The organism is Streptacidiphilus sp. EB129 (assembly GCF_041262645.1).
In the GTDB taxonomy this organism is placed as follows: domain Bacteria; phylum Actinomycetota; class Actinomycetes; order Streptomycetales; family Streptomycetaceae; genus Streptacidiphilus.
This window is the reverse complement of record NZ_JBGCCS010000017.1, coordinates 30,497-51,565: the sequence shown is the minus strand read 5'-3', so window position 1 is coordinate 51,565 and position 21,069 is coordinate 30,497. Positions and strand designations below refer to the sequence as shown.

At 72.9% G+C, this 21,069-nt stretch carries 26 protein-coding genes; 4 read left to right on the top strand and 22 right to left on the bottom strand.

All coding sequences use genetic code 11. The annotated features are described in order from the left end of the window. Nucleotides 1-52: 52 nt before the first annotated feature. From ABH925_RS21405 to ABH925_RS21385, 5 genes are all read right to left on the bottom strand, one after another. Nucleotides 53-772 carry a VIT1/CCC1 transporter family protein gene (locus ABH925_RS21405; protein ID WP_370150365.1) on the bottom strand — a complete coding sequence of 240 codons (720 nt, stop codon included), beginning with the start codon at nucleotides 770-772 and terminating at the stop codon, nucleotides 53-55. Nucleotides 773-1,032: 260 nt separating this feature from the next. After that, nucleotides 1,033-1,584 carry a Uma2 family endonuclease gene (locus ABH925_RS21400; protein WP_370150212.1) on the bottom strand — a complete coding sequence of 184 codons (552 nt, stop codon included), beginning with the start codon at nucleotides 1,582-1,584 and terminating at the stop codon, nucleotides 1,033-1,035. A 154-nt stretch (nucleotides 1,585-1,738) separates the two neighbouring features. Next, the gene (locus ABH925_RS21395) at nucleotides 1,739-2,977 is read right to left on the bottom strand and encodes an acyltransferase family protein (protein ID WP_370150210.1); all 1,239 of its coding nucleotides are present in this window, start codon (nucleotides 2,975-2,977) and stop codon (nucleotides 1,739-1,741) included. 82 nt (nucleotides 2,978-3,059) lie between these two features. Next, nucleotides 3,060-3,749, bottom strand: coding sequence for an ABC transporter ATP-binding protein (locus tag ABH925_RS21390; protein WP_370150207.1), 690 nt, complete (start codon nucleotides 3,747-3,749; stop codon nucleotides 3,060-3,062). Continuing rightward, nucleotides 3,746-4,819, bottom strand: a complete 1,074-nt coding sequence (locus tag ABH925_RS21385) for an ABC transporter permease (protein WP_370150204.1) — start codon at nucleotides 4,817-4,819, stop codon at nucleotides 3,746-3,748. Before ABH925_RS21385 ends, ABH925_RS21390 begins: the two co-directional genes overlap by 4 nt. 212 nt (nucleotides 4,820-5,031) lie before the next feature. On the opposite strand from ABH925_RS21385, the gene ABH925_RS21380 reads away from it, so the two are divergent. Continuing rightward, entirely contained in the window at nucleotides 5,032-6,420 is a 1,389-nt protein-coding gene (locus tag ABH925_RS21380) for a sensor histidine kinase (RefSeq protein ID WP_370150202.1), read from the top strand. Continuing rightward, nucleotides 6,417-7,061, top strand: a complete 645-nt coding sequence (locus tag ABH925_RS21375; protein WP_370150201.1) for a response regulator — start codon at nucleotides 6,417-6,419, stop codon at nucleotides 7,059-7,061. Before ABH925_RS21380 ends, ABH925_RS21375 begins: the two co-directional genes overlap by 4 nt. Before the next feature lie 75 nt (nucleotides 7,062-7,136). Here the strand turns inward: ABH925_RS21375 and ABH925_RS21370 are convergent, their stop codons facing one another. From ABH925_RS21370 to hisI, 12 genes are all read right to left on the bottom strand, one after another. Beyond that, a complete protein-coding gene (locus tag ABH925_RS21370; protein WP_370150199.1) occupies nucleotides 7,137-7,991 on the bottom strand; it encodes a DsbA family protein in 855 nt (284 codons plus the stop codon). Nucleotides 7,992-8,021: 30 nt separating this feature from the next. Then, nucleotides 8,022-8,552, bottom strand: a complete 531-nt coding sequence (locus ABH925_RS21365) for a MauE/DoxX family redox-associated membrane protein (protein WP_370150198.1) — start codon at nucleotides 8,550-8,552, stop codon at nucleotides 8,022-8,024. Beyond that, nucleotides 8,549-9,412: a DsbA family protein gene (locus ABH925_RS21360; RefSeq protein WP_370150197.1), complete on the bottom strand. Its 864-nt coding sequence runs from the start codon at nucleotides 9,410-9,412 to the stop codon at nucleotides 8,549-8,551. The genes ABH925_RS21365 and ABH925_RS21360 overlap by 4 nt, the downstream gene beginning before the upstream one ends. Before the next feature lie 189 nt (nucleotides 9,413-9,601). Continuing rightward, on the bottom strand, nucleotides 9,602-10,417 hold the full coding sequence (trpA, locus tag ABH925_RS21355; RefSeq protein ID WP_370150196.1) for a tryptophan synthase subunit alpha: 816 nt from the start codon (nucleotides 10,415-10,417) through the stop codon (nucleotides 9,602-9,604). Nucleotide 10,418: 1 nt separating this feature from the next. Beyond that, entirely contained in the window at nucleotides 10,419-11,633 is a 1,215-nt protein-coding gene (gene trpB, locus ABH925_RS21350; RefSeq protein ID WP_370150195.1) for a tryptophan synthase subunit beta, read from the bottom strand. Between the two features lie 152 nt (nucleotides 11,634-11,785). Next, nucleotides 11,786-11,968: a tryptophan biosynthesis modulator TrpM gene (gene trpM / locus ABH925_RS21345; protein WP_370150362.1), complete on the bottom strand. Its 183-nt coding sequence runs from the start codon at nucleotides 11,966-11,968 to the stop codon at nucleotides 11,786-11,788. Nucleotides 11,969-12,008: 40 nt separating this feature from the next. Further along, nucleotides 12,009-12,818: an indole-3-glycerol phosphate synthase TrpC gene (gene trpC / locus ABH925_RS21340; protein ID WP_370150193.1), complete on the bottom strand. Its 810-nt coding sequence runs from the start codon at nucleotides 12,816-12,818 to the stop codon at nucleotides 12,009-12,011. Between the two features lie 130 nt (nucleotides 12,819-12,948). Further along, the gene (locus ABH925_RS21335) at nucleotides 12,949-13,413 is read right to left on the bottom strand and encodes a DUF2752 domain-containing protein (RefSeq protein WP_370150360.1); all 465 of its coding nucleotides are present in this window, start codon (nucleotides 13,411-13,413) and stop codon (nucleotides 12,949-12,951) included. Nucleotides 13,414-13,454: 41 nt separating this feature from the next. Further along, nucleotides 13,455-13,709 carry an HGxxPAAW family protein gene (locus ABH925_RS21330; protein ID WP_370150192.1) on the bottom strand — a complete coding sequence of 85 codons (255 nt, stop codon included), beginning with the start codon at nucleotides 13,707-13,709 and terminating at the stop codon, nucleotides 13,455-13,457. A 96-nt stretch (nucleotides 13,710-13,805) separates the two neighbouring features. Continuing rightward, the gene (locus ABH925_RS21325) at nucleotides 13,806-14,489 is read right to left on the bottom strand and encodes a TIGR02234 family membrane protein (protein ID WP_370150190.1); all 684 of its coding nucleotides are present in this window, start codon (nucleotides 14,487-14,489) and stop codon (nucleotides 13,806-13,808) included. Then, the gene (locus tag ABH925_RS21320; protein WP_370150188.1) at nucleotides 14,486-16,045 is read right to left on the bottom strand and encodes an anthranilate synthase component I; all 1,560 of its coding nucleotides are present in this window, start codon (nucleotides 16,043-16,045) and stop codon (nucleotides 14,486-14,488) included. The genes ABH925_RS21325 and ABH925_RS21320 overlap by 4 nt, the downstream gene beginning before the upstream one ends. Nucleotides 16,046-16,093: 48 nt before the next feature. Then, complete coding sequence (gene hisI, locus ABH925_RS21315) at nucleotides 16,094-16,546, bottom strand: phosphoribosyl-AMP cyclohydrolase (RefSeq protein WP_370150186.1); 453 nt, start codon at nucleotides 16,544-16,546, stop codon at nucleotides 16,094-16,096. A gap of 179 nt (nucleotides 16,547-16,725) precedes the next feature. Between hisI and ABH925_RS21310 the strand changes: the two genes are divergently transcribed. Then, complete coding sequence (locus tag ABH925_RS21310) at nucleotides 16,726-17,574, top strand: hypothetical protein (protein ID WP_370150184.1); 849 nt, start codon at nucleotides 16,726-16,728, stop codon at nucleotides 17,572-17,574. Nucleotides 17,575-17,605: 31 nt separating this feature from the next. Continuing rightward, nucleotides 17,606-18,238 (top strand): TIGR03085 family metal-binding protein, encoded by a 633-nt coding sequence (locus ABH925_RS21305; protein ID WP_370150182.1) that lies wholly within the window; start codon nucleotides 17,606-17,608, stop codon nucleotides 18,236-18,238. 24 nt (nucleotides 18,239-18,262) lie between these two features. Here ABH925_RS21305 and hisF read toward each other — a convergent pair whose 3' ends face one another. Genes hisF through ABH925_RS21280 form a run of 5 tightly spaced genes read right to left on the bottom strand, consistent with a single transcriptional unit; the run spans nucleotide 18,263 to nucleotide 21,067 of the window. Then, complete coding sequence (gene hisF, locus ABH925_RS21300) at nucleotides 18,263-19,033, bottom strand: imidazole glycerol phosphate synthase subunit HisF (RefSeq protein WP_370150180.1); 771 nt, start codon at nucleotides 19,031-19,033, stop codon at nucleotides 18,263-18,265. A 28-nt stretch (nucleotides 19,034-19,061) separates the two neighbouring features. Continuing rightward, complete coding sequence (locus tag ABH925_RS21295) at nucleotides 19,062-19,508, bottom strand: RidA family protein (RefSeq protein ID WP_370150178.1); 447 nt, start codon at nucleotides 19,506-19,508, stop codon at nucleotides 19,062-19,064. Between the two features lie 16 nt (nucleotides 19,509-19,524). Beyond that, nucleotides 19,525-20,253 (bottom strand): bifunctional 1-(5-phosphoribosyl)-5-((5-phosphoribosylamino)methylideneamino)imidazole-4-carboxamide isomerase/phosphoribosylanthranilate isomerase PriA, encoded by a 729-nt coding sequence (gene priA / locus ABH925_RS21290; RefSeq protein WP_370150176.1) that lies wholly within the window; start codon nucleotides 20,251-20,253, stop codon nucleotides 19,525-19,527. 11 nt (nucleotides 20,254-20,264) lie between these two features. Further along, nucleotides 20,265-20,897, bottom strand: coding sequence for an imidazole glycerol phosphate synthase subunit HisH (gene hisH / locus ABH925_RS21285; RefSeq protein ID WP_370150174.1), 633 nt, complete (start codon nucleotides 20,895-20,897; stop codon nucleotides 20,265-20,267). 17 nt (nucleotides 20,898-20,914) lie between these two features. Next, a complete protein-coding gene (locus ABH925_RS21280; protein WP_370150172.1) occupies nucleotides 20,915-21,067 on the bottom strand; it encodes a hypothetical protein in 153 nt (50 codons plus the stop codon). Nucleotides 21,068-21,069 lie beyond the last annotated feature (2 nt).

The following is a 21,069-nucleotide window of genomic DNA, read 5'->3' as shown; positions in this document are numbered from 1 at the left end:
GGGCACAGTCTGTGCACCGACCGCGCACCGGATTACCGGCGGCCGAACGGGGTCAGACGTGGGAGCCGATCAGGGTGCCGAGCAGGAAGGTGATGCCTGCGGCGGAGGCGCCCAGCACCAGCTGCCGCAGCCCGCTGAACCACCAGCTGCGGGCCGTCACCCGGCTGACCACCGCGCCGCAGCCGAACAGGCCCACCAGGGCCAGCCCCAGCGCGGGCAGCAGCGTGGTCGCACCCAGCAGGAACGGCAGCAGCGGCAGCAGCGCGCCCAGCGCGAAGGCCGTGAACGAGGACACCGCGGCGACCAGCGGCGACGGCAGGTCGCCCGGGTCGATGCCCAGTTCCTCGCGGGCGTGCACCTCCAGCGCACGCTCCGGGTCGGCGGTGAGCTGCTGCGCGACCGCGAAGGCCAGCTGCGGCTCCACGCCGCGCTCCACGTACAGCTGCGCCAGTTCGGCCAGTTCCTCGTTGGGGTTGCGTCGCAGCTCCAGCCGCTCGGTCTCCAGCTCGGCCTGGACCAGCTCGCGCTGCGAGGCCACCGAGGTGTACTCCCCCGCCGCCATCGAGAACGCACCGGCCGCCAGCCCGGCCAGGCCGGTCAGCACGATCGCCTGGTGGCCCGCGCTGCCGCCGACGACGCCGGACATCAGCGCGAAGTTGGACACCAGCCCGTCCATCGCGCCGAACACCGCCGGGCGCAGCCAGCCGCCGTTCACATCGCGGTGGCTGTGGGCGTACGCCTCGGCGGTCGCGGCTATGGACTCCGCGGTCACGTCGTTCGACGGGGACGTGGAGGCGGACGTGTCGACGGGCAGGGCCGTGGACGCGGCGGCGGACGTGGTGGCGGGCGCAGTGGTGGTCACGCCCACGAACCTAGACCTTCCGGTACCCGCCCCGCCAGCAAGCCAGTACTGCCTTACCAAGGCCCTGACCTGCAAGGTTAGCCTAACCTTTACCGACAGAAGGCCCGCCGCACCGACCGCAGCCAAGCGTCCGCCGCAGCCTCGTCCGGGGCGTCCGGCAGCACGCCCGGTCAGGTGTAGGGGTGCCAGCCGTGGGTGTCGATGGCGAAGCCCATCGGCTCCGGCATGGGCAGGGGCTGGCCGAAGATGCCCTTCGCAGTCTCGACGTAACGGCTGCCGTCCAGCTCCAGGATGTGCCACTCGGCGTCGTTCGGGTCGACGATCACGTACACGGGGACGCCGGCAGCGGCATAGGCGAGGCGCTTGTCCTCCCAGTCACGCTTGATCGCGGCACGGGTCGTGGAGACCGTCTCGATCACGGCGAGGAGGATCTGGGACGGCCAGTCGTCCATGGACATCGGGGTGTCCACGGATCGGACCACGACGGCGTCGGCGCGCGGACGGTAGTCGTCGGCCAGGAAGACGCCCCGCTCCGACCAGGCCGCGAAGGGGTCCGGCGTCTGCCGAACGAACGCGCGGCCCGGCAGGTCGTGGATCGACCCGGGGTTGGCCTGCATGACGAGTTCGCCGTCCAGCAGCTCGACGTACAGCCCTGCCGGGATCTCCAGGTCGTGCCATGCCTGGACGAGGCGGTTGCTCGGAGTGGAGGGATCGTGCGCCATGTCCGCACCGTACCAAGCGCCGCCCGTCCGGGGCGGGCGGATCAGCCGAGGCGGCCGTTGGTGGTGGAGCCGACGACGCCGGACAGGGGGATGGCCGGACGGAGGATGCCGGACAGGGGGATGGCCGGACGGAGGATGCCGGGTGCGCCCGGTGTCATCCGGCGACGCCGGCCCGGGGCCGGGTCAGCCGTCGTGCGAGTTTCTGCGCGGGGACCTCGACCAGCAGGTGGGCCGCGTAGCTGACCGCGAGCAGCACGGCCACGAACCCGCCGAAGACGGCCAGGCCCTGGTACAGGCCGTGCGGCCAGAACTGCAGCTCCACGCAGAGCCAGACGCCGCAGCTGAGCAGCGGGACATGGATCAGGTAGACGGCGTAGCTGACCGTGCCGAGCCAGCTCAGCGCGCGCGGCAGCGGGTAGCGGCGGAGCAGCCAGGCGAGCAGGAAGAGGGCCCAGGCCGCGACGAAGGCGGTGGTCCAGCTGCCGGCGGTGGCGGTCCAGACCAGGTTCAGGTAGTGGGGGCCCTGCTGCACGCCGGCGACCAGACCGCCCGCCAGGACCAGGCCGCAGCAGAGCACGCCCTGCAGCCGGCTGATCTGACCGTGCTCCGCGCGGTAGATCGCGGTACCGGCGAACATCGTGGCGAGGATCATCATGCTCTCGAAACCGGCGGAGCGGCTGTTCAGGAACAGCAGTGCCAGTCCGACCGCACCGAGCAGGACGCCCCCGATCCGGGTCGCCACCCGGTGGCCGCTGAGGATGCAGGCCAGGGCCGTGACCACGACCGCCGCCACGATGGCGACCAGCGGTCCGGTGCCGCCGGCCTCGGCCACCAGCAGCCCCAGGGGCAGCGAGGCCCCGGCGAACACCGCGACGGTGGCGAAGCCGACGGCGATCGGCCCGCTGAGGCGGTGCCGGCCGAAGACGAACAGCGCGGTGACGATGTAGTAGAAGACCATTTCGTAGGACAGCGTCCAGACCACCCGCAGGGCGCCGTTCAGCCCGAGCAGGTCGGGCAGCAGCAGGAGGTTGCCGGCGCCCGTCGGCCAGAACCCCGGGTAGATCCCGGCGGCGACGACCGCGTAGCGCGAGGGCAGCTGCCAGGCGAGGACGACCACCACGATGAGGAGCGGGTAGAGCCGGAGCAACCGGCCGACCCAGAACGCCCGGACGTCGCCCCTGCGCTCCAGCGAGGCGGGCACGATGTAGCCGCTGACCAGGAAGAACAGAAAGACGCCGAACACTCCCAGGTCGAACTGCTGATGCTCGACGTGGTACTGCGCCCACAGCCATTCCGGGCCGACGTGCTGGAAGACCACGCCGAGGGCGGCCACTCCGCGCAGGGCGTCGAGCCACCCCAGTCGCTGGGTCTTCTTTGCCGGTGCGGAAGCCACGGGGGCGGCTGTCGCGATTTCTCCTAGCGCGGTCACAGGCAGACGGTAGCCGTCCTTCCTGTGTCGTCCTAACCCAGTCGTCCTAACCCAGGTATCCGTCGACCATCTCCAGGACCTGGTCGGCGCGGTCCAGCAGGGCGCGGTCGTGGGTGACCATGACTGTCGCGGTGGCGTAGTCGCGGGTGACGTCGGCGAGCAGCTCGACGATCTGCGCGCCGCGCTCGTGGTCCAGCGCGGAGGTGGGTTCGTCCACCAGCAGCACCGACGGCTCGGCGAACAGGGCGCGGGCGATGTTGACGCGCTGGCGTTCGCCACCGGACAGCTGGTGCGGGCGGCGGTACTGCTTGCCGTCGGCTATGCCGACCGAGGCGAGCAGCCGCTCGGCGCGGCCGTGGGCGGCCCTCGCCCTGCCGCCGCGCAGGTTCTCGACGACCAGCAGCTGCTCCAGGGCGGTGAGCGAGGCCAGCAGGTTGGGCTGCTGGAAGACGATCCCGACCCGGTCCCGGCGCAGCGCGGTGGCCTGCCGGGGCGAGAGCGCGCCGGCGTCCGCACCGGCGATCAGGACCTGACCGGAGTCCGGTCGCAGCAGCGTCGAGGCGACCGCGAGCAGGCTGGACTTGCCGGACCCGGAGGGGCCGACCACGGCGGTCAGCTCGCCGGGGGCCACGCTGAGGCTGACCCGGTCCAGCGCGGTGAGCCGGCGGTCGCCGTCCGGATAGGTGAGAACGACGTCTCGTAGAGTGAGACCTGTGGTGAGGGTGACGGTGCTCATCGGTTGGCTCCCAGTGCGGTCAGCGGGTCGACGGAGGTGATGCGGCGGACCGCGAGGGCGGCGCCGGCCAGGCCGAGCAGCACCATCGCGAGCACGGGTACCGCGACGGTGGCGGCGCCCAGGACGAACGGCATCCCGCCGCCTCGCAGCAGTGCCCCGCCGGCCAGGCCCACCCCCGCACCCACCAGCGAGCCGCCGAGCAGCAGGATCAGTGCCTGGCCCAGCGCGTCGCGGACCAGGTAGCCGCTGGAGGCGCCGACGGCCTTCAGCACGGCGATGTCGGTGCGGCGCTGTACCGTCCAGACCGTGAAGAACGCGCCGATGACCAGGGCGCTGACGACGAAGAGGAACCCCTGGATCATCTGCAGGCTGCCCTGCTCGGCCGAGAAGCCGTCGATGCCGGCCAGGGCGGAGCCGCGGCTGACCGTGTCGGTGTTCTGCGCGCGGTCCAGGGCGGCGGTGTCGGCGCTGCCGGGGTCGACCGCGAGCGCGCTGGGGCCGGTGGCACCGCTGACCTGCTGCCAGGTCGGCACGGTGGTCCAGACACTGGCGGCGTGACCGTAGGAGCGGTCCGCGGTGATGCCCGAGACGGTGAGCGTCCGCGCGCCCACGGTGACGGTGCTGCCGACGGTCACCCCGTCGGCGGAGGCGGTCTTCTGACCGACCGCCACCTGCCCCGCGCCGGGCGCGGTCCCCGCCGTCAGCGGGGGCAGCAGCGCGGCCGGAACACCCAGCACGCTGACCGAGCTCGCCGAGCCGGCGGTGGTGAGCCGGGACATGGCGATCCCCACCGGCGAGACGCTCCCCACGCCGGGAGCCGACTCCCAGGCCGACTGCTGGGCGGCGCTGACGCTGCTGTTGCTGAACGAGACCCCGGGCGTCGCCCCCTGCGGCGCGCCGAACACGACGTCCTGCGCGGGCAGGCCCGCTATCGCCGAGGAGGAGTCGGCCGCCAGCCCGCCGGTGAGTCCGTAGAGGAAGACGACGAGCGTGGTGATCAGCGCGACCACCGCACCCATCAGGGCGAAGCGCCCTCGGGCGAAGCGGATGTCACGCAGGGCGACGAACACGGGGGTCCTCCGACGGTCGGCTGAGCTGATGCCTCCACCCTCCGCGCATCACGGCCGCGAGCCATCAGGGAGAGGGGTGGTCCGGAATCCATCGAATGGTTGATGCCCCGAACGCCCCGGCCGGGGTCCCGGCGGACGTACCCTCGAATGCTGTGACCAGCACCGACGCCCAGCCGACCGAAACGGCAGACACCGAAATGGCAGACTCCGGAATGACGGAGACGACCGAGCCAGTGGGGACAGCCGAGCCGGCCCGGACGTCCGCACCGGTCCGGACGACCGACCCGGCGGGGACGACCGGGACGGCGGCGATGACCGGGACGGCGGGGACGACCGCGGCGGCGGAGCCCGCGGCGCACCTGCCCGCGCTCCGGGTGATGAGCGCCGCCCTGCACCTGATGTTCTACGCGCTGCTGGTCGCCGGGCTGCTCAACGGCGCCGGGACCGGCGGCCTGCTGCTCGGCGTGCTGCTCGGTCTGGCCTACGCCTGCGGCGGGCTGCCGGTCGTGCGCTCCGGCCGAGCCGCCTCGCGCTGGTGGCTGGCCGGAGTGATCGCGCTGTGGACCGCGCTGACCCTGGTCGACCCGGCCTCGGGCTATGTCTCGTTCCCGCTGTTCCTGCTGTGCCTGCACCTGCTGCCGCGGCGCTGGTCGCTGCCGGTGGTGGCGGCGCTGACCGGGGTGGTGGTCGCCGCGCAGTCGACCACCGCGGGCGGGCTGACCTCGGCGAAGATACTGGGCCCCTGCGTGGGCGCGCTGGTGGCGGTACTGACCGCCTACGGCTACGCGGTGCTCTACCGGGAGAGCGTGACCCGGCAGCGGCTGATCGACGACCTGGTGCGGACCAGGGACGAGCTGGCCGCGACCCAGCGCGAGGCCGGCCGGCTCGCCGAACGGCAGCGGCTGGCCCGGGAGATCCACGACACGCTGGCCCAGGGACTGTCCAGCATCGTGCTGCTGGCCCGCTCGGCCGAGTCCGCGCTGCCCCCGGACCCGGTCGCCACGGACTCGCTGACGACCGACCCCGCGACCGCCGACCCCGCGACGCGCGACCCCGCGACCACCGACCCCGCGACGCGCGGCTCGGCGATCGCGCGGGAGCGGATCAGGGAGATCGGCGCGACCGCCTCGGACAACCTCGCCGAGGCCCGCCGCTTCGTCGCCGCGCTCACTCCCCCGTCGTTGCAGGACGCGACCCTGGCCGAGGCGCTGCGCCGGGTCGCGGCCGGCTACGGTCCCGTCCCCGAGGTCAGCTTCCACCTCGACGGGGACGCCTTCCCGCTGCCGGTCGAGGCCGAGGTGGCGCTGCTGCGACTGACCCAGGAGGCGCTGGCCAACGTCCGGCACCACGCCGGCGCCGACCGCGCCGCGGTCACCCTCTCCTACCTGGACGACCAGGTGACCCTGGACGTCTACGACGACGGTCGCGGTTTTGACCCGGACGCCGGACCGGCGGCCGGGCGGCCCCGCTTCGGCCTGCACGGCATGCGCGAGCGCATCGCCGAACTGGGCGGCGCCCTCACCGTGGAGTCCGCCCCGGGCGAGGGCACCGCCGTCGCCGTCTCGCTGCCGCTGACCGCCCTCGAAGGAGCGTCCCGTTGATCCGCGTGCTGCTGGTGGACGACCACCCGGTGGTGCGGCGCGGGATGCGCGCGCTGCTGGCCGAACTGCCCGACCTGGAGCCGGTCGGCGAGGCCTCGGACGGCGCCGCCGCGCTGCGGCTGCTCGCCGAACTGGCGGCGGCCGGCGGACCCGCGGTCGACGTGGTGCTGATGGACCTGCAGATGGGCACGGGGATGCACGGGGTGGAGGCCACCCGCCGGATCACCGCGCTGCCCGACCCGCCCTCGGTGCTGATCCTGACCACCTACAGCACCGACGCCGACATCCTGGCCGCCGTCGAAGCCGGGGCCACCGGCTACCTGCTCAAGGACGCCCCGCCGGAGGACCTCGCGGCGGCGGTGCTGGCGGCGGCCCGGGGCGAGACCGTGCTGGCCCCGCCGGTCGCCGCCCGGCTGCTCGGCCGGGTACGGGCCGGACGCCCCACCCTGTCGCCGCGCGAGTCGGAGATCCTGGAGCTGCTCGCCGAGGGCCTGGCGAACCGTCAGATCTCCAAGCGGCTGTTCATCAGCGAGGCGACGGTGAAGACCCATCTCGTGCACATCTACGACAAACTCGGCGTGGACAGCCGGACCGCGGCCATCGCCGCAGGGCACCAGAACGGCCTGCTCAGACCGAGGTAGACCGCCGGTGACGACAGTGTGACGCCGCCGAACCCGGACGGGTTCGGCGGCGTCACAACTGACCTGCGCGGTACCTCAGCCGCCGGCCGCGGGGCTGTTGCCGGCCGTCGGCGAGGCCAGCGCGGCGGCGCTGGCAGCGGGGACGGTGCCCAGCGGCTTGCCCTTGTTGGCGGCGTCGACCCAGCTCACCAGGCTGGCCGGACTGATGTCGGCACCGTTGTAAGTCGGGTAGGCCGAGGTGCCGTTCAGCAGGATGGTCGGCGTGGAGCTGAACCCGGACTTGTCGAAGTCGGTCTGCACCGCGGTCACCCAGGCACCGAAGCTGTTCCCGTTGACACAGGACTCGAAGGTCGGCGTGTCCAGCCCCGGCACCTGCTTCGCCAGTGCGATCAGCTTGCTCCTGTCGGCCCAGGCGTCAACGGTCTCGTCCGGCTGGTTGGCGTAGAGGACGTCGTGGTAGTCGTGGAACTTCCCGACGTTCTGCGCGCAGGCCAGGGCGTTGGCCCCGTTCTTGGAGCCCTGGCCGTTGTCGTGCCGGTCGATGAAGGACACCACGTGGTAGTGCGCCACGATCTTGCCCTGGGCGAGCAGTTGGTTGACGGTGGTGTGGAAGTCCTTCTCGAACTCGCCGCAGGCCGGGCAGCGCGGGTCCTCGTACACGTCCATCGTGGTCGGCGCGTTGCTCGCGCCCACCGGGATCACCAGGTTGTTGGTCCCGATCGTCCCGGCCGGGGCCTGCGAGGCGGAGTACGAGCTGGTGCGGCTGTTCTGGACCAGCACCGCGATCACCACCACGATCACGACCACCACCAGCACCGTGCCGGTGATCGCCAGCTGCCGCAGCTTCCTGGTCTTCGCCTCCTGTGCGACCCGCTCCTCCTGCATCCGCTCGCGCGCGCTGCGCCTGTCCCCGTTGTTCTTCTGACTCATCATTCTCCTTGCGTGCACGACCCTGAGGCGTCAGGACCCGTTGAGCCGGCCGTCCACCGAGAACCGGCTTCGCGGCCGCCACAGCAGCCAGCCGCAGAGCAGCAGGAAGCCCAGGTCGCGCAGGATCTCCTGCAGGTACGCGGTCTTCGAGGCACTCACCGCTCCGCCGCCGCCGAAGCAGCCGCAGTCGATGGAGATGCCACGCGCCCAGACCGAGGCGATGGAACCGATGTAGACCAGCAGCAGCAGTGCCGACAGTCCGGCGGCGACCCTGGTGATCAGGCCGAGCAGCAGCAGCACGGCCAACGCCAGTTCCAGGAACGGCAGTCCGTAGCCGAGGGGCTTGACCAGTGACTCCGGCAGCAGCCGGTAGGCGCGGACCGCCTGTGCGGCCGCTTCGGGGTCGCCGATCTTGGCGAATCCGGCCCAGCCCCAGACCACGGCCAGGCCCACCCGGGCCGCGGTGCCGACCCAGTCGGCCCACCCGCCCTCCGGACGTCGGGGCCCGGACCGGTGGGCCATGCCGGAACTGCCGGTCCCCGTGGCCTGCTCGCCGATCACGCCACGCCCCCGCGTTGCACGAAGGCCCGCAGCGCGGCCGGCGACCGCACCAGCTCCGGGTGCGCGCCCAGGTCGACGGTCCGGCCGTCGGCCAGCATCGAGGGCGTGCCGTTGATGACATGCGCGTCGGCGTAGGCCTGCTGCGCGCGGGCCACCCAGTCCCGGTACCAGAGCCCGTGCACCTCGGCGTCAAAGGCCGGGCCGCGAAGACCCGGCACGGCGGAGGCGATCTCCAGCAGCCGCGGCTCGGTGAAACCGTCCACCAGCTCGGACGGCTGGTTGGCGAAGAGCAGCGCGTGGAACAGCGGGAAGCCGCCGTGTGCGAGCGCCGAGCGGGCCGCGTTGGTGGCGAGCAGCGCGCCCGGTCCGGGCAGCCGCCGGTCCAGCGAGGAGTCCATGACGTAGCGGAGCAGCACCTGGTGGCGGGTGGCGAGGTCGGCGAGGGTCGCGCCCTGGGTGAACTCGAAGGCGGCGGAGACCGAGCAGCGGAAGTCCTCGAACAGCGTGAGCGTCAGCGGGGCGTCCGGGTAGCCGACGTCGATCCCGGCTCCGTCCGGAGCGAGCCTGGCCGGCAGCGCCAGCAGTTCGGCGCGCTGCGCCTGCGGCAGATCGGCCACCAGCGCGGGGCGCACCGCGCTACGACTGGCGGCGGTCGGCACCATCCGCTGCTGGGACACCGACTGCCCGGACGTCGACTGCTGGGACATCGACTGCTCCGACACCGACTGCATCGACGCCTGTTTGCCACCCTCGGTCAGTGCCCGGCCGACGCTGGACTCGCCGCCGACGGCCGCGGCCAGCGCCACCGCCGCGAGGGCCGCCTGCGCCACCTTGACCCGGGCACCATGCGAAGCCGCCACGGGAGACCTCCTCAGATCGCGGTCGTGCGAGGACGCACGGGCGGCGCCGAACGGCACCACCTGCCGGATCATCAACGAGAAGAGCACCCGCCCGGGTGCGCGCCACGCGGTCACTCACCCGAACGAGTGACCGCGTCGGACACCACGCCGTCCCGGTCCCGCGGATTCCGGAGCGGCAACCCCGCCGGCCTACCGGCGGACGCCCTGGGCGAGTTCCGCCGCGAGTTCGCGGACGGCGGCGCAGCCTGCCTCCACCGTGGGCGCGTCCAGCAGCCGCTGGACGAAGGCCGAGCCGACGATGACGCCGTCGGCGAAGGCCGCCACCTCCGCGGCCTGCGCCGCCGTGGAGACACCCAGGCCGACGCAGACCGGCAGGTCCGTGGTCGCCCGGGTCCGCTTCACCAGGTCCTCGGCCATGTCGCCGACCGCGCTGCGGGTGCCGGTGACGCCCATCACCGCCGCAGCGTAGACGAAGCCGGTGCCGCTCGCGGTGATGGTCGCGAGCCGCTCGTCGCGGCTGGACGGGGCGACCACGAACACCGTGGCCAGCCCCAGCTCCTCCGCGGCCGCGAGCCACGGCCCGGCCTCCTCGACCGGCAGGTCCGGCAGGATGCAGCCGGCGCCGCCGGCCGCGGCCAGGTCGGCGGCGAACCGCGCCACGCCGTACCGGTCGACCGGGTTCCAGTAGGTCATCACCAGGACCGGCACGGCCGGGTTGGCCGCGGTGACCTGACGGACCGTCTCCAGCACGTCGCTGGTGCGGACCCCGTTGCGCAGCGCGATGTCGTCCGCGGTCTGGATGGTGGGACCGTCCAGCACCGGGTCGCTGTGCGGGAGGCCGATCTCGACCACGTCGACGCCGCCGTCGATCAGTGCCTGCACGGCGTCGGCCGCGCCCGCGATGGTGGGGAAGCCGGCCGGGAGGTAGCCGACCAGGGCCGCCCTGTGCTCCGCCTTCGCCGCCGCGAGCACCCGGCTGAGCTGCTTGTTCGTGTGCTGCGCCATCTCAGTGTCCCGCCTCGTCGAGCAGGCCGAAGTACTCGGCGGCCGTGTGCATGTCCTTGTCCCCGCGCCCGGAGAGGCTGACCAGGATGGTCGCCTCGGGGCCCAGCTCGCGGCCCAGCTCCAGGGCCCCGGCGAGGGCGTGGGAGCTCTCGATGGCCGGGATGATGCCCTCCGTGCGGGACAGCAGTCGCAGCGCCGCCATGGCGTCGGCGTCGGTGCAGGGCCGGTACTCGGCGCGGCCGGTGTCCTTGAGGTAGGCGTGCTCCGGACCGACGCCCGGGTAGTCCAGGCCGGCCGAGATGGAGTGGCTCTCGATGGTCTGGCCGTCCTCGTCCTGCAGGACGTAGGTGCGCGAGCCGTGCAGCACGCCCGGGTCGCCCTTGGTGAGGGTCGCCGCGTGGCGCGGGGTGTCCACGCCCTCGCCGGCCGCCTCGATGCCGACCAGCCGGACGCCGGCGTCCGGGATGAAGTCGTAGAAGATCCCCATCGCGTTGGAGCCGCCGCCGACGCAGGCCACGACCGCGTCCGGCAGCTTCCCGGTACGGTCCAGGACCTGGGCGCGGGCCTCGATCCCGATGACCCGGTGGAAGTCGCGGACCATCATGGGGAACGGGTGCGGTCCGGCCACCGTGCCGAAGAGGTAGTGGGTGGAGTCGACGTTGGCGACCCAGTCGCGGAACGCCTCGTTGATCGCGTCCTTCAGGGTGCGGCTGCCGGAGGTCACCGGGATCACCTCGGCGCCCAGCATCCGCATCCGGGCGACGTTGAGCGCCTGGCGCTCGGTGTCGACCTCGCCCATGTAGACGGTGCAGTCCAGGCCGAACAGCGCGGCGGCGGTGGCCGTGGCCACGCCGTGCTGGCCGGCGCCGGTCTCGGCGATCAGACGGGTCTTGCCCATCCGCCGGGTGAGCAGGGCCTGGCCCAGCACGTTGTTGATCTTGTGCGAGCCGGTGTGGTTGAGATCCTCGCGCTTGAGCAGGATCCGGGCGCCGCCCGCCTCGGCGGAGAAGCGGCGGACGTCGGTGAGCGGGCTGGGGCGCCCGGTGTAGTCCTTGAGCAGGGCGGAGAGTTCGGCCGCGAAGGCCGGGTCGGCCTTGGCCTTCTCGTACTCGTCGGCGACCTGCTCGACGGCGGCGACCAGCGCCTCCGGAATGAAGCGGCCGCCGTAGGCGCCGAAGTATCCGCGCGGGTCGGGAGTGATGTCCTCGGATGGCATGACAGGTCCTCGGAGGTGAGGTGGGCAGGGAGGGGTACACACGGCGGCGCGCGACCTCCGGCACGACCGGACCGGCACGTCCCCCGAGGTCGCCCCCTGAAAGATCCCGTGCGCATCCCGTCGCGTGCCGAAGGCTCGCCGCTGGTTCCCTGCTAGCGCTGCCCGGGGACCTGTCCCGGCTCCGCACCGATCACATAGCGAACCCGCCGCCCGAGCACCCGGCGAGCGGGTGCACGGCAGCCGCGCGGCTTGCAGCCGGGCTGGAGACGGGGGGACATGGCCATGGAAGGAGTATGACAGACGGTCGCCCGCCGCGTGAGTGGCCTCGCCGCGATCCCGATCGGGACCGCGGCTCGGCGGCGGTTCGGCGGCGGCTCAGCCGCGGTTGTGGCGGATCGCGGGGTGCGCTCCGGCGGCGACCATGTCGGCGACGGCCGCCTTCGGGTCGCGGCCGGTGACCAGGGACTCGCCGACCAGAACCGCGTCCGCGCCCTCGTTGGCGTAGGCGATCAGGTCGTGCGGACCGCGCACCCCCGACTCGGCGACCTTGACGATGTGCGCCGGGATGGACGGGGCGACGTTGGCGAAGGTGTCCCGGTCGACCTTGAGGGTCTTGAGGTTCCGCGCGTTGACGCCGATGATCCGGGCCCCCGCGTCCACCGCCCGGGCGGCCTCCTCCTCGTCGTGCACCTCGACCAGCGGGGTCAGCCCGATCGACTCGGCCCGCTCGATCAGCGACACCAGGGCCGGCTGGTCCAGCGCGGCGACGATCAGCAGGGCCAGGTCGGCGCCGTAGGCGCGGGCCTCCCAGAGCTGGTAGGCGGTGACGATGAAGTCCTTGCGCAGCAGCGGGGTGTCCACCGCGGCGCGAACCGCCTTCAGGTCCGCCAGCGAACCGCCGAAGCGGCGCTGCTCGGTGAGCACGGAGATGGCCGCGGCACCGCCGGCGGCGTAGTCCATGGCCAGCGCGGCCGGGTCGGCGATGGCGGCCAGCGCGCCCTTCGAGGGGCTGGAGCGCTTCACCTCGCAGATGACGCTCACGCCGTCGCCGCGCAGCGCGGCGACGCCGTCCTTGGCCTGCGGGGCGCGGGCTGCGAGCTCCTTGAGCTCGTCCAGGGAGACCCGGCTCTGGCGCTCTGCGAGGTCCTCACGGACACCTTCGATGATCTCGTCGAGCACACTCACGCGGACGCCCCCTATGCGGGTGTAACGAAACAGGTCCGGCTGTCTGCAGCCGTGTCGATGATATCCGCAGGCGTGGCAGTGCTTCGCATCGAGAGCGATGCGGTCTCGCCCTTCGGACCGCGGGCGCCGGTCAGTGCACCACCGGCGGGGCCAGCAGGGCCCCGGCGGGCAGGTTGCGGAGGACGGTGAAGGCCAGCAGCACGGCGACCAGCACCCAGGCCCAGGATCGGCCCATCTCGGGTGTGGGGGTACGCAGCCCACGGGCCGCCCGGTAGCTCCAGCGGAGCCAGAGCAGCACCGCGAATCCGCAGGCCAGCACGGCCAGCACATTGTCGTGCACGGCGGCACCGAGGTCGCCCCTGGTCAGCGCGTGCACACAGCGCAGACCGCCGCAGGCGGGGCACCACCAGCCGGTGATCCGCAGGAACGGGCAGACCGGGTAGTGCCCGGGACGGTTCGGATCGACGGCGCCGACGTAGGCCGTGGCCGCGACGACCGCGGCGAAGGCGGTCGCCGGCCCGGCCAGCCGACGCGGGGCACCGGCACCGGGCGGGCCCGACGGCGCACCCGCGGACGCAGCCGGGCTCGTCCGGATCCCGGCTCCCGCGTCCGCACCCCCGAAGTCCACCGCTGGGGTCAGGAGGAGACGCCGGAGCTGACCGGGGTCTTCTGTACCACCGGGATGGTGGTGTGGGTGGAGGGCTTCTTGCCGTAACCGGCGACCGACATGGCCTTGCCGACCAGCGGGCCGACAGCGGCCACGACCAGGCCGACGATCACCAGCACCGGGCTCGGCACGACCATGGCCACGCCGGAGACCATGAACCCGATGAAGGAGATCCCGACGCCGGTCCAGGCGGCGGTGGTGTGTCCGTGGGCACTACCCGACATTGCTGCTCCTCAGTTGCACGTTGGCTGTCGACGGCCATTGTTCCGTACCGCGATGGGCGCCGCCGTGCCGGGTGGCCTGTGTCGGCCCTGACCTCGTCACGTCGTCGGATCCTCGCCCCGGTCCAGGGCCTTCCACAAGTCTGCCGGACTGTCCGGGTTGTTCCGCGTGGTCTTCGTCACTGCGGGCTTCGCCGGGGCCTCGTAGCGCGAGGACATGCCCGGCCAGTCCCGGCCCCGGACCAGCACCAGCAGACCGGCAGCCAGCAGCAGCAGGCCGCCCACCGCGGCCGCCCAGGGCCAGACGCTGTGGCTGACGCCGGTGGCGACGGCCCGGCTGAGGCCGACGGCGGCGACGGCCCTGCGGTTCAGCGCGTCGTCGCCGGCGGCGCCGGTCACGGCCGCCACCGCCGCAGCGGCGCCGGCCAGGGCCAGCAGCAGCCCGACCGCGCGCCGCGCCGCGCCGCGTACCGCGAAGACGGCGACGGCCGCGGCCAGGCCGACCAGCGCCAGCGCGCCGGGCAGTCCGGTGGTCTGCGAGCCGCCGGCCGAGACCGCGACCCGGGTGCCCTGGAAGTCGACGGTCCCGCGGGCCCAGGTCTGCCCGACCGCCAGCAGCACCAGCGCGGCGCCGAGAACGGTCAGCAGCAGCATCAGCGCCAGGCTGCGCCGGCTCCCGCTCCCCCCTCGGGCGGCAGCGGCGTCGCCGGGGACATCCGTGGCTCCGGGCTGGGCATCGGCCCCGGAGTCGGCTTCGGTACGGGGCTGCGGCAGTGCGGTCACCCGTCCAGTCTGCCCTGTGCCGACTCCGCGGCCGGACGCAGGGTGCTCGCGGTGGCGACGGCGCGCAGCACGGCGGCGGCCTTGTTGCGGCACTCGGCGTCCTCGCTCTCCGGCACCGAGTCGGCCACCACGCCGGCACCGGCCTGGACGTACGCCACGCCGTCGCGGATCACCGCGGTGCGGATCGCGATGGCGGTGTCGGAGTCCCCGGCGAAGTCCAGGTAGCCGACGCAGCCGCCGTAGAGCCCCCGGCGGGTGGGCTCCAGTTCCTCGATGATCTGCATGGCCCGGGGCTTGGGCGCGCCGGAGAGCGTCCCGGCCGGGAAGCAGGCGGTGAGCACGTCGAAGGCGGTCCGGTCCTCGGCGACCTGCCCGGTGACCGTGGAGACGATGTGCATGACGTGGCTGTAGCGCTCCACCGTCATGAACTCGACCACCTCGACGCTGCCGGGCGCGCAGACCCGGCCCAGGTCGTTGCGGCCCAGGTCGACCAGCATCAGGTGCTCAGCGCGCTCCTTGGGGTCGGCCAGCAGCTCGGTGGCGAGCGCCGCGTCCTCCTCGGGGGTGACGCCCCGGTGCCGGGTCCCGGCGATGGGGTGCACCATGGCCCGGCCGTCCTCGACCTTGACCAGCGCCTCGGGGCTGGAGCCGACGATGTCGAAGCCCTCGAACCGCAGCAGGTACATGTACGGGCTAGGGTTGGTGGCCCGCAGCACCCGGTAGACGTCCAGCGCGCTGGCCGGGCACGGGGCCTCGAACCGTTGCGAGGGGACCACCTGGAAGGCCTCGCCGGCCCGGATCCGCTCCTTGACCTCCTCGACGGCGGCCCGGAACGGGGCTCCGCCGAAGAGCGAGACCGCCTCGACCGCCTGGACCGGGGCCAGCGCGGCCGCGCCGGTGTCGACCGGCCGGGCCAGGTCGGCGGTCATCGTGTCCAGGCGGGCGACCGCGTCGGCGTAGGCGGCGTCGACCCCGGTGGGGCGGTCGTCGTGGTTGACCGCGTTCGCGATCAGTATCACCGTGCCCGAACCGTGGTCCAGGACGGCCAGGTCGGTGGCGAGCAGCATGGTCAGCTCGGGCAGCCCGAGGTCGTCGGGGTTGAGGTCCGGGAGCTTCTCCAGCCGGCGGACCACGTCGTAGCCCAGGTAGCCGACCATGCCGCCGGTGAACGGCGGGAGCTCACCGGCCCGGTGCGGGCCGGTGGAGGTGACGCTGCGGGGCGTGTGCAGGGCCTCGACGGTGGCCCGGAGCACCTGCAGCGGGTCGCCCCCGGTCGGGACGCCCACCGGCGGGCTGCCGAGCCAGCGGGCGTTGCCGTCCGCGTCGGTGGTCAGCGCGGCGCTGCTGCGCACTCCGACGAAGGAGTAGCGCGACCAGCGGCCCTGCTCCGCGGACTCCAGCAGGAAGGTGTTCGGCCGCTCCCCGGCGAGCTTGCGGTACAGCCCCACGGGCGTGTCGCCGTCCGCGAGGAACCGCCGGGTGACCGGCACGACCCGCCGGTCGACGGCGAGCTTGCGAAAGGTCTCAAGGTCGGGTGTCACGGCACCGGTTGTCATGATTCCGCAGCGTAGCCGATCCGCCGCCCGCGCCACCGGCCGAAGGGCTCAGCCGGCGGTCGCGGTACCGGAGCCCGGGACACCGGAGTCCGAAGTACCAGAGTCCGAAGTACCGGAGACCGGGAGCGTGCCGGCGTCGAAGCAGGTGCGGTCGCCGGTGTGGCAGGCCGCGCCGACCTGGTCGACCCGGACCAGCAGGGTGTCGCCGTCGCAGTCCAGCGCGACGGACTTCACCAGCTGGAGGTGGCCGGAGGTGTCGCCCTTGACCCAGTACTCGCGACGGCTGCGCGACCAGTAGGTGCAGCGGCCGGTGGTGAGCGTGCGGTACAGGGCCTCGTCGTCCATCCAGCCGAGCATCAGCACCTCGCCGGTGTCGTACTGCTGGGCGACGGCGGGCAGCAGGCCGTTCGGGTCGCGCTTGAGCCGGACCGCGATCGCCGGGTCGAGGGCAGTACTGCCAGGTGCGGCGGGGGTGGAGGGAGTGGCGGGAGTGGAGGACATGCCGACCATTGTGCCAAGCCGGTGCCCCGGCGGCGCCGGCGAGCTGTGATCTTGGGCTCTCGCCAATACAGGACAAAGCCGCACAATCATCCTGAGGTAGCTTCAGAAGCTGCCACAGGCCTGACTTTTCCTACGATCCGCCTGTCAGAATCTCTTACTCGACGGGCATTCTGTACGACATGAGTTCCCCGCCACCGCCGCCACCACCGCCCAACGACGGCCAGTCCAACCCCTATCAGAACCCCTACGGGCAACAGCCGCCACAGGGCTACGGCTACCCGCAGCAGCAGCCGACACCCCCGCCACCGCAGGGGTACGGCCAGCCGCAGCCGCCGGCGTGGGGCCAGCCGGGCCAGCCGACGCCGCCGCCCCCGGGTGGCGGCTACCCGCCACCCGGCTACCAGCAGCCGTACGGGCCGCCGCCCGGCCCGCCCCCGGGCAACGGGAACGGCAAGGTGATCGGGATCATCGCCGGCGGGGTCGCCGCGGTCATCGTCCTGGTGGTGGTGCTCGTCGTCGCGCTCGGCAGCGGCGGGAACAAGCCGGTGGCGTTCCCCACCGACACGACGCCGGTCGTCACGGACACGCCGACCGACACTCCCACGGACACGCCCACCACGGACGCGCCCACCGACTCGCCGACCCCGACCCCGACGCCCTCGTCGACCGACCGCACCTTCACCTACGTCGACCTGTTCGTCGGTGAGTGCTTCAGCACCCCCAGCCTGACCCCGACGATCACCGACATCGCCGTGCACGTCTGCAGCGAGGCGCACGACGCCGAGGTCACCGGGCTGGCGACGCTGCCCGCCGGGCTGACCACCGACGACCAGATATCGACCAAGGCCGGGGACCTGTGCGACCCGATCAACCAGCACAAGTACAACACCCTGAGCAACCAGACCCAGCTGAAGTCGTACGCGCTCTTCCCGGACCTGGACACCTACACCCGGGGCACCCGCACCGCGACCTGCGCCCTGTCCATCTCCGGTCCCACCGCGACGAAACTGAGTTCGAAGCTGCGGTGAACTGAGGGCCCATCAGCCGTAGGCTGGCCTTATGCCAAATCACGCCCGCCGTGAACGTCTGCTGCTGGTCGACCTGCTCGAAAGCGTCGGTCCCGAGGCCGCCACCCTGTGCAAGGGCTGGACGACCCGGGACCTCGCCGCGCACCTGGTCGTGCGCGAGCGGCGGCCGGACGCCGCCGGCGGCATCATGATCAAGCCGCTGGCGGCCCGGCTCGACCGGATCCAGGGCGAGTACGCGGCCAAGCCCTACGAGGAGCTGCTCGAACTGATCCGCACCGGGCCGCCGAAGCTGTCGGTGTTCGGGATTCCCGGCGCGGACGAGGCCGCCAACGTCGTGGAGTACTACATCCACGGCGAGGACGTGCGGCGGGCGCAGAGCGGCTGGTCGCCGCGGGTGGTCGACCCGGAGTTCGCCGAGGAGCTGTGGGGCCGGCTGGTCCGCACCGCCTGGCTGTCCGGGCGGCGCTCGCCGTCCGGACTGGTGCTGCGCCGCCCGGACGGGCAGACGGCGGTGGCCCGCAAGGGCTCCCCCGTGGTCACCGTGACCGGGGAGCCCGCCGAGCTGCTGATGTTCGTAATGGGACGCCAGGAGCACGCCGACGTGCAGGTCGAGGGCGACCAGGAGGCCATCGACAAGGTGCAGCAGGCCGAGCTGGGCATGTGACCCCGGCCCGGCCCCCCGCAGGGGTCAGCGCACCGGGTGGCCGGCGGCGCGCAGGGCCTGCTTGACCTCACCGATGCGCAGGTCGCCGAAGTGGAACACGCTGGCGGCCAGCACCGCGTCCGCGCCCGCCTCCACGGCGGGCGCGAAGTCGGCCAGCCTGCCCGCGCCGCCGCTGGCGATCACCGGGACGCCGACCACCCGGCGCACCGCGCGCAGCAGCTCCAGGTCGTAGCCGTCCTTGGTGCCGTCCGCGTCCATCGAGTTCAGCAGGATCTCGCCGGCACCCAGCTCGGCCGCGCGCTCGGCCCACTCGACCGCGTCCAGGCCGGTCCCGCGCCGCCCGCCGTGCGTGGTGACCTCGAAGCCGGAGGCGGTCACGGTGCCCTCCGGGGTGCGCCGGGCGTCCACCGACAGCACCAGGACCTGGCGGCCGAAGCGCTCGGCGATCTCGCGCAGCAGCTCCGGGCGGGCGATCGCGGCGGTGTTGACGCCGACCTTGTCCGCGCCGGCCCGCAGCAGCCGGTTCACGTCGTCCACCTCGCGGATCCCGCCGCCGACGGTGAGCGGGATGAACACCTGCTCGGCGGTGCGGCGGACCACGTCGTAGGTGGTCTCCCGGTCGCCGGAGGAGGCGGTGATGTCCAGGAAGGTGAGCTCGTCGGCGCCCTCGGCGTCGTAGAGCTTCGCCATCTCCACCGGGTCACCGGCATCGCGCAGGTTCTGGAAGTTGACGCCCTTCACCACCCGTCCGGCGTCGACGTCCAGGCAGGGGATCACGCGAACGGCGAGGGTCACGCGAACGGCTCCGATCTCTTTCGTTGGTTCACTGGGTTGCCGGGGTCCCGCGGTAGGCCTCGACCTCGACCTCGACGGCCATCCGGGAGTCCAGCAGGGCGCTGACCACGACCATGGTGGCGGCCGGCCGGACCTCGCCGAACAGCTCCTTGTGCACCCGGCCCACGTCGTCGCAGTCCCGGGCGTGGGTCACGTACATCCGGGTCCTGACCACGGCGTCGGCGCCGAGGCCGAAGCGGGCGAGAGCGCTCAGGGCCACCCCGAACGCGGTGCGGGCCTGGTCCGTGGGCGAGCCCTCGAACAGGATCCGCCCGTCGTCCCAGGCCGTGCATCCCGAGACGAAGACGAAGTCGCCGACGGCGACGGCCCGGGAGAAGCCGAACTGCTCCTCCCAGGGGCTGTCTCCGCCAACCTGGCCGGGCGGCACTGCCTGACGCTGCGTCGTCTCACGCTGCGTCAACTCTCGATCGGTCATGCCGCCGTCAGCTCCTTCAGGACACTGTCGCCAGCGCCTCTTCGAGGGTGAATGCCTGTGCGTAGAGGGCCTTGCCCACGATGGCACCCTCCACACCCTGAGGCACCAGCGTCGCGATGTCACGCAGGTCCTGCAGCGAGGACACGCCGCCGCTGGCGACGACCGCGCGGTCGGTGGCGGCGCAGACGTTGCGCAGCAGCTCCAGGTTGGGGCCGGTGAGGGTGCCGTCCTTGTCCACGTCGGTGACCACGTAGCGGGCGCAGCCCTCGGCGTCCAGGCGGGCCAGCGCCTCGTAGAGGTCGCCGCCCTCGCTGGTCCAGCCGCGGCCGCGCAGGGTGGTGCCGACCACGTCGAGGCCGACCGCGATGCGGTCGCCGTACTCGGCGATGGCCTTGGCGACCCACTCCGGGGACTCCAGCGCGGCGGTGCCGAGGTTCACCCGGGCGCAGCCGGTGCTGAGCGCGGCGCGCAGCGAGTCGTCGTCGCGGATGCCGCCGGACAGCTCGACCCTGACGTCGAGCCGGCCGGTGACCTCGGCGAGCAGCGCCCGGTTGTCGCCGGTGCCGAAGGCGGCGTCCAGGTCGACCAGGTGGATCCACTCGGCGCCGGCCTGCTGCCACGCCAGCGCCGCGGCCAGCGGCTCGCCGTAGCCGGTCTCGGAGCCGGAGGCGCCCTTGACCAGCCGCACGGCCTGGCCGTCCCGGACGTCGACGGCGGGGAGGAGGACGAGACGGTCCTTGTTCACGGCATCCTTGCTCACAGTGACTCGATCCAGTTCTTCAGCAGGGTCGCGCCGGCGTCGCCGGACTTCTCGGGGTGGAACTGCGTGGCGGCCAGCGGTCCGTTCTCGACCGCGGCGACGAAGGGTTCGCCGTGCTCGGCCCAGGTGACCAGCGGCGGGCGCAGCTGCTCGATGGGCGGCAGCTCCCAGTGCCGGACCGCGTAGGAGTGCACGAAGTAGAAGCGGGTGTCCTGGTCAAGGCCGGCGAACAGCCCGCTGCCGGGCGCGGCCTTGACCGTGTTCCAGCCCATGTGCGGGACGATCGGGGCCCGCAGCGGCTCGACCGTGCCGGGCCACTCGTCGCAGCCCTCGGTCTCCACGCCGTGCTCCACACCCCGGGCGAACAGGATCTGCATGCCCACGCAGATGCCAAGCACCGGACGTCCGCCGGACAGCCGGCGGCCGATGACGCGTTCGCCGCGCACCGCCCGCAGGCCCTCCATGCAGGCGGCGAACGCGCCCACGCCCGGGACCAGCAGCCCGTCGGCGTCCAGCGCGGTCTGGAAGTCGGAGGTCACCTCGACCTCCGCGCCGACCCGCTCCAGCGCGCGCTGCGCGGAGCGGAGGTTGCCGGAGCCGTAGTCGAGGACGACCACTCGCTTGGCCATGACAGTCAAGCCCTTCTCTAGAGGCGCATCAGCCCGGTGGCGAGGCACATGCCCGCACCGAGGGCGAGCAGCAGGACGACGCCCCTGGGCAGCTTCTGCTTCCAGAAGGAGTACGCGCCGCCGACGAGGAAGAGCCCGAGGAAGATGTAGACAATGCTGGCGGTGTTCATGA

Bases quoted from the DNA above. Each gene is read 5' to 3' on its own strand.
- ABH925_RS21400 (WP_370150212.1), bottom strand. From the start codon at position 1,584: ATGGCGCACGATCCCTCCACTCCGAGCAACCGCCTCGTCCAGGCATGG.
- ABH925_RS21390 (WP_370150207.1), bottom strand. From the start codon at position 3,749: ATGAGCACCGTCACCCTCACCACAGGTCTCACTCTACGAGACGTCGTT.
- ABH925_RS21380 (WP_370150202.1), top strand. From the start codon at position 5,032: ATGACGGAGACGACCGAGCCAGTGGGGACAGCCGAGCCGGCCCGGACG.
- ABH925_RS21370 (WP_370150199.1), bottom strand. From the start codon at position 7,991: ATGAGTCAGAAGAACAACGGGGACAGGCGCAGCGCGCGCGAGCGGATG.
- trpA (WP_370150196.1), bottom strand. From the start codon at position 10,417: ATGGCGCAGCACACGAACAAGCAGCTCAGCCGGGTGCTCGCGGCGGCG.
- trpB (WP_370150195.1), bottom strand. From the start codon at position 11,633: ATGCCATCCGAGGACATCACTCCCGACCCGCGCGGATACTTCGGCGCC.
- ABH925_RS21330 (WP_370150192.1), bottom strand. From the start codon at position 13,709: ATGTCGGGTAGTGCCCACGGACACACCACCGCCGCCTGGACCGGCGTC.
- ABH925_RS21320 (WP_370150188.1), bottom strand. From the start codon at position 16,045: ATGACAACCGGTGCCGTGACACCCGACCTTGAGACCTTTCGCAAGCTC.
- hisI (WP_370150186.1), bottom strand. From the start codon at position 16,546: ATGTCCTCCACTCCCGCCACTCCCTCCACCCCCGCCGCACCTGGCAGT.
- ABH925_RS21310 (WP_370150184.1), top strand. From the start codon at position 16,726: ATGAGTTCCCCGCCACCGCCGCCACCACCGCCCAACGACGGCCAGTCC.
- ABH925_RS21305 (WP_370150182.1), top strand. From the start codon at position 17,606: ATGCCAAATCACGCCCGCCGTGAACGTCTGCTGCTGGTCGACCTGCTC.
- ABH925_RS21295 (WP_370150178.1), bottom strand. From the start codon at position 19,508: ATGACCGATCGAGAGTTGACGCAGCGTGAGACGACGCAGCGTCAGGCA.
- hisH (WP_370150174.1), bottom strand. From the start codon at position 20,897: ATGGCCAAGCGAGTGGTCGTCCTCGACTACGGCTCCGGCAACCTCCGC.
- ABH925_RS21280 (WP_370150172.1), bottom strand. From the start codon at position 21,067: ATGAACACCGCCAGCATTGTCTACATCTTCCTCGGGCTCTTCCTCGTC.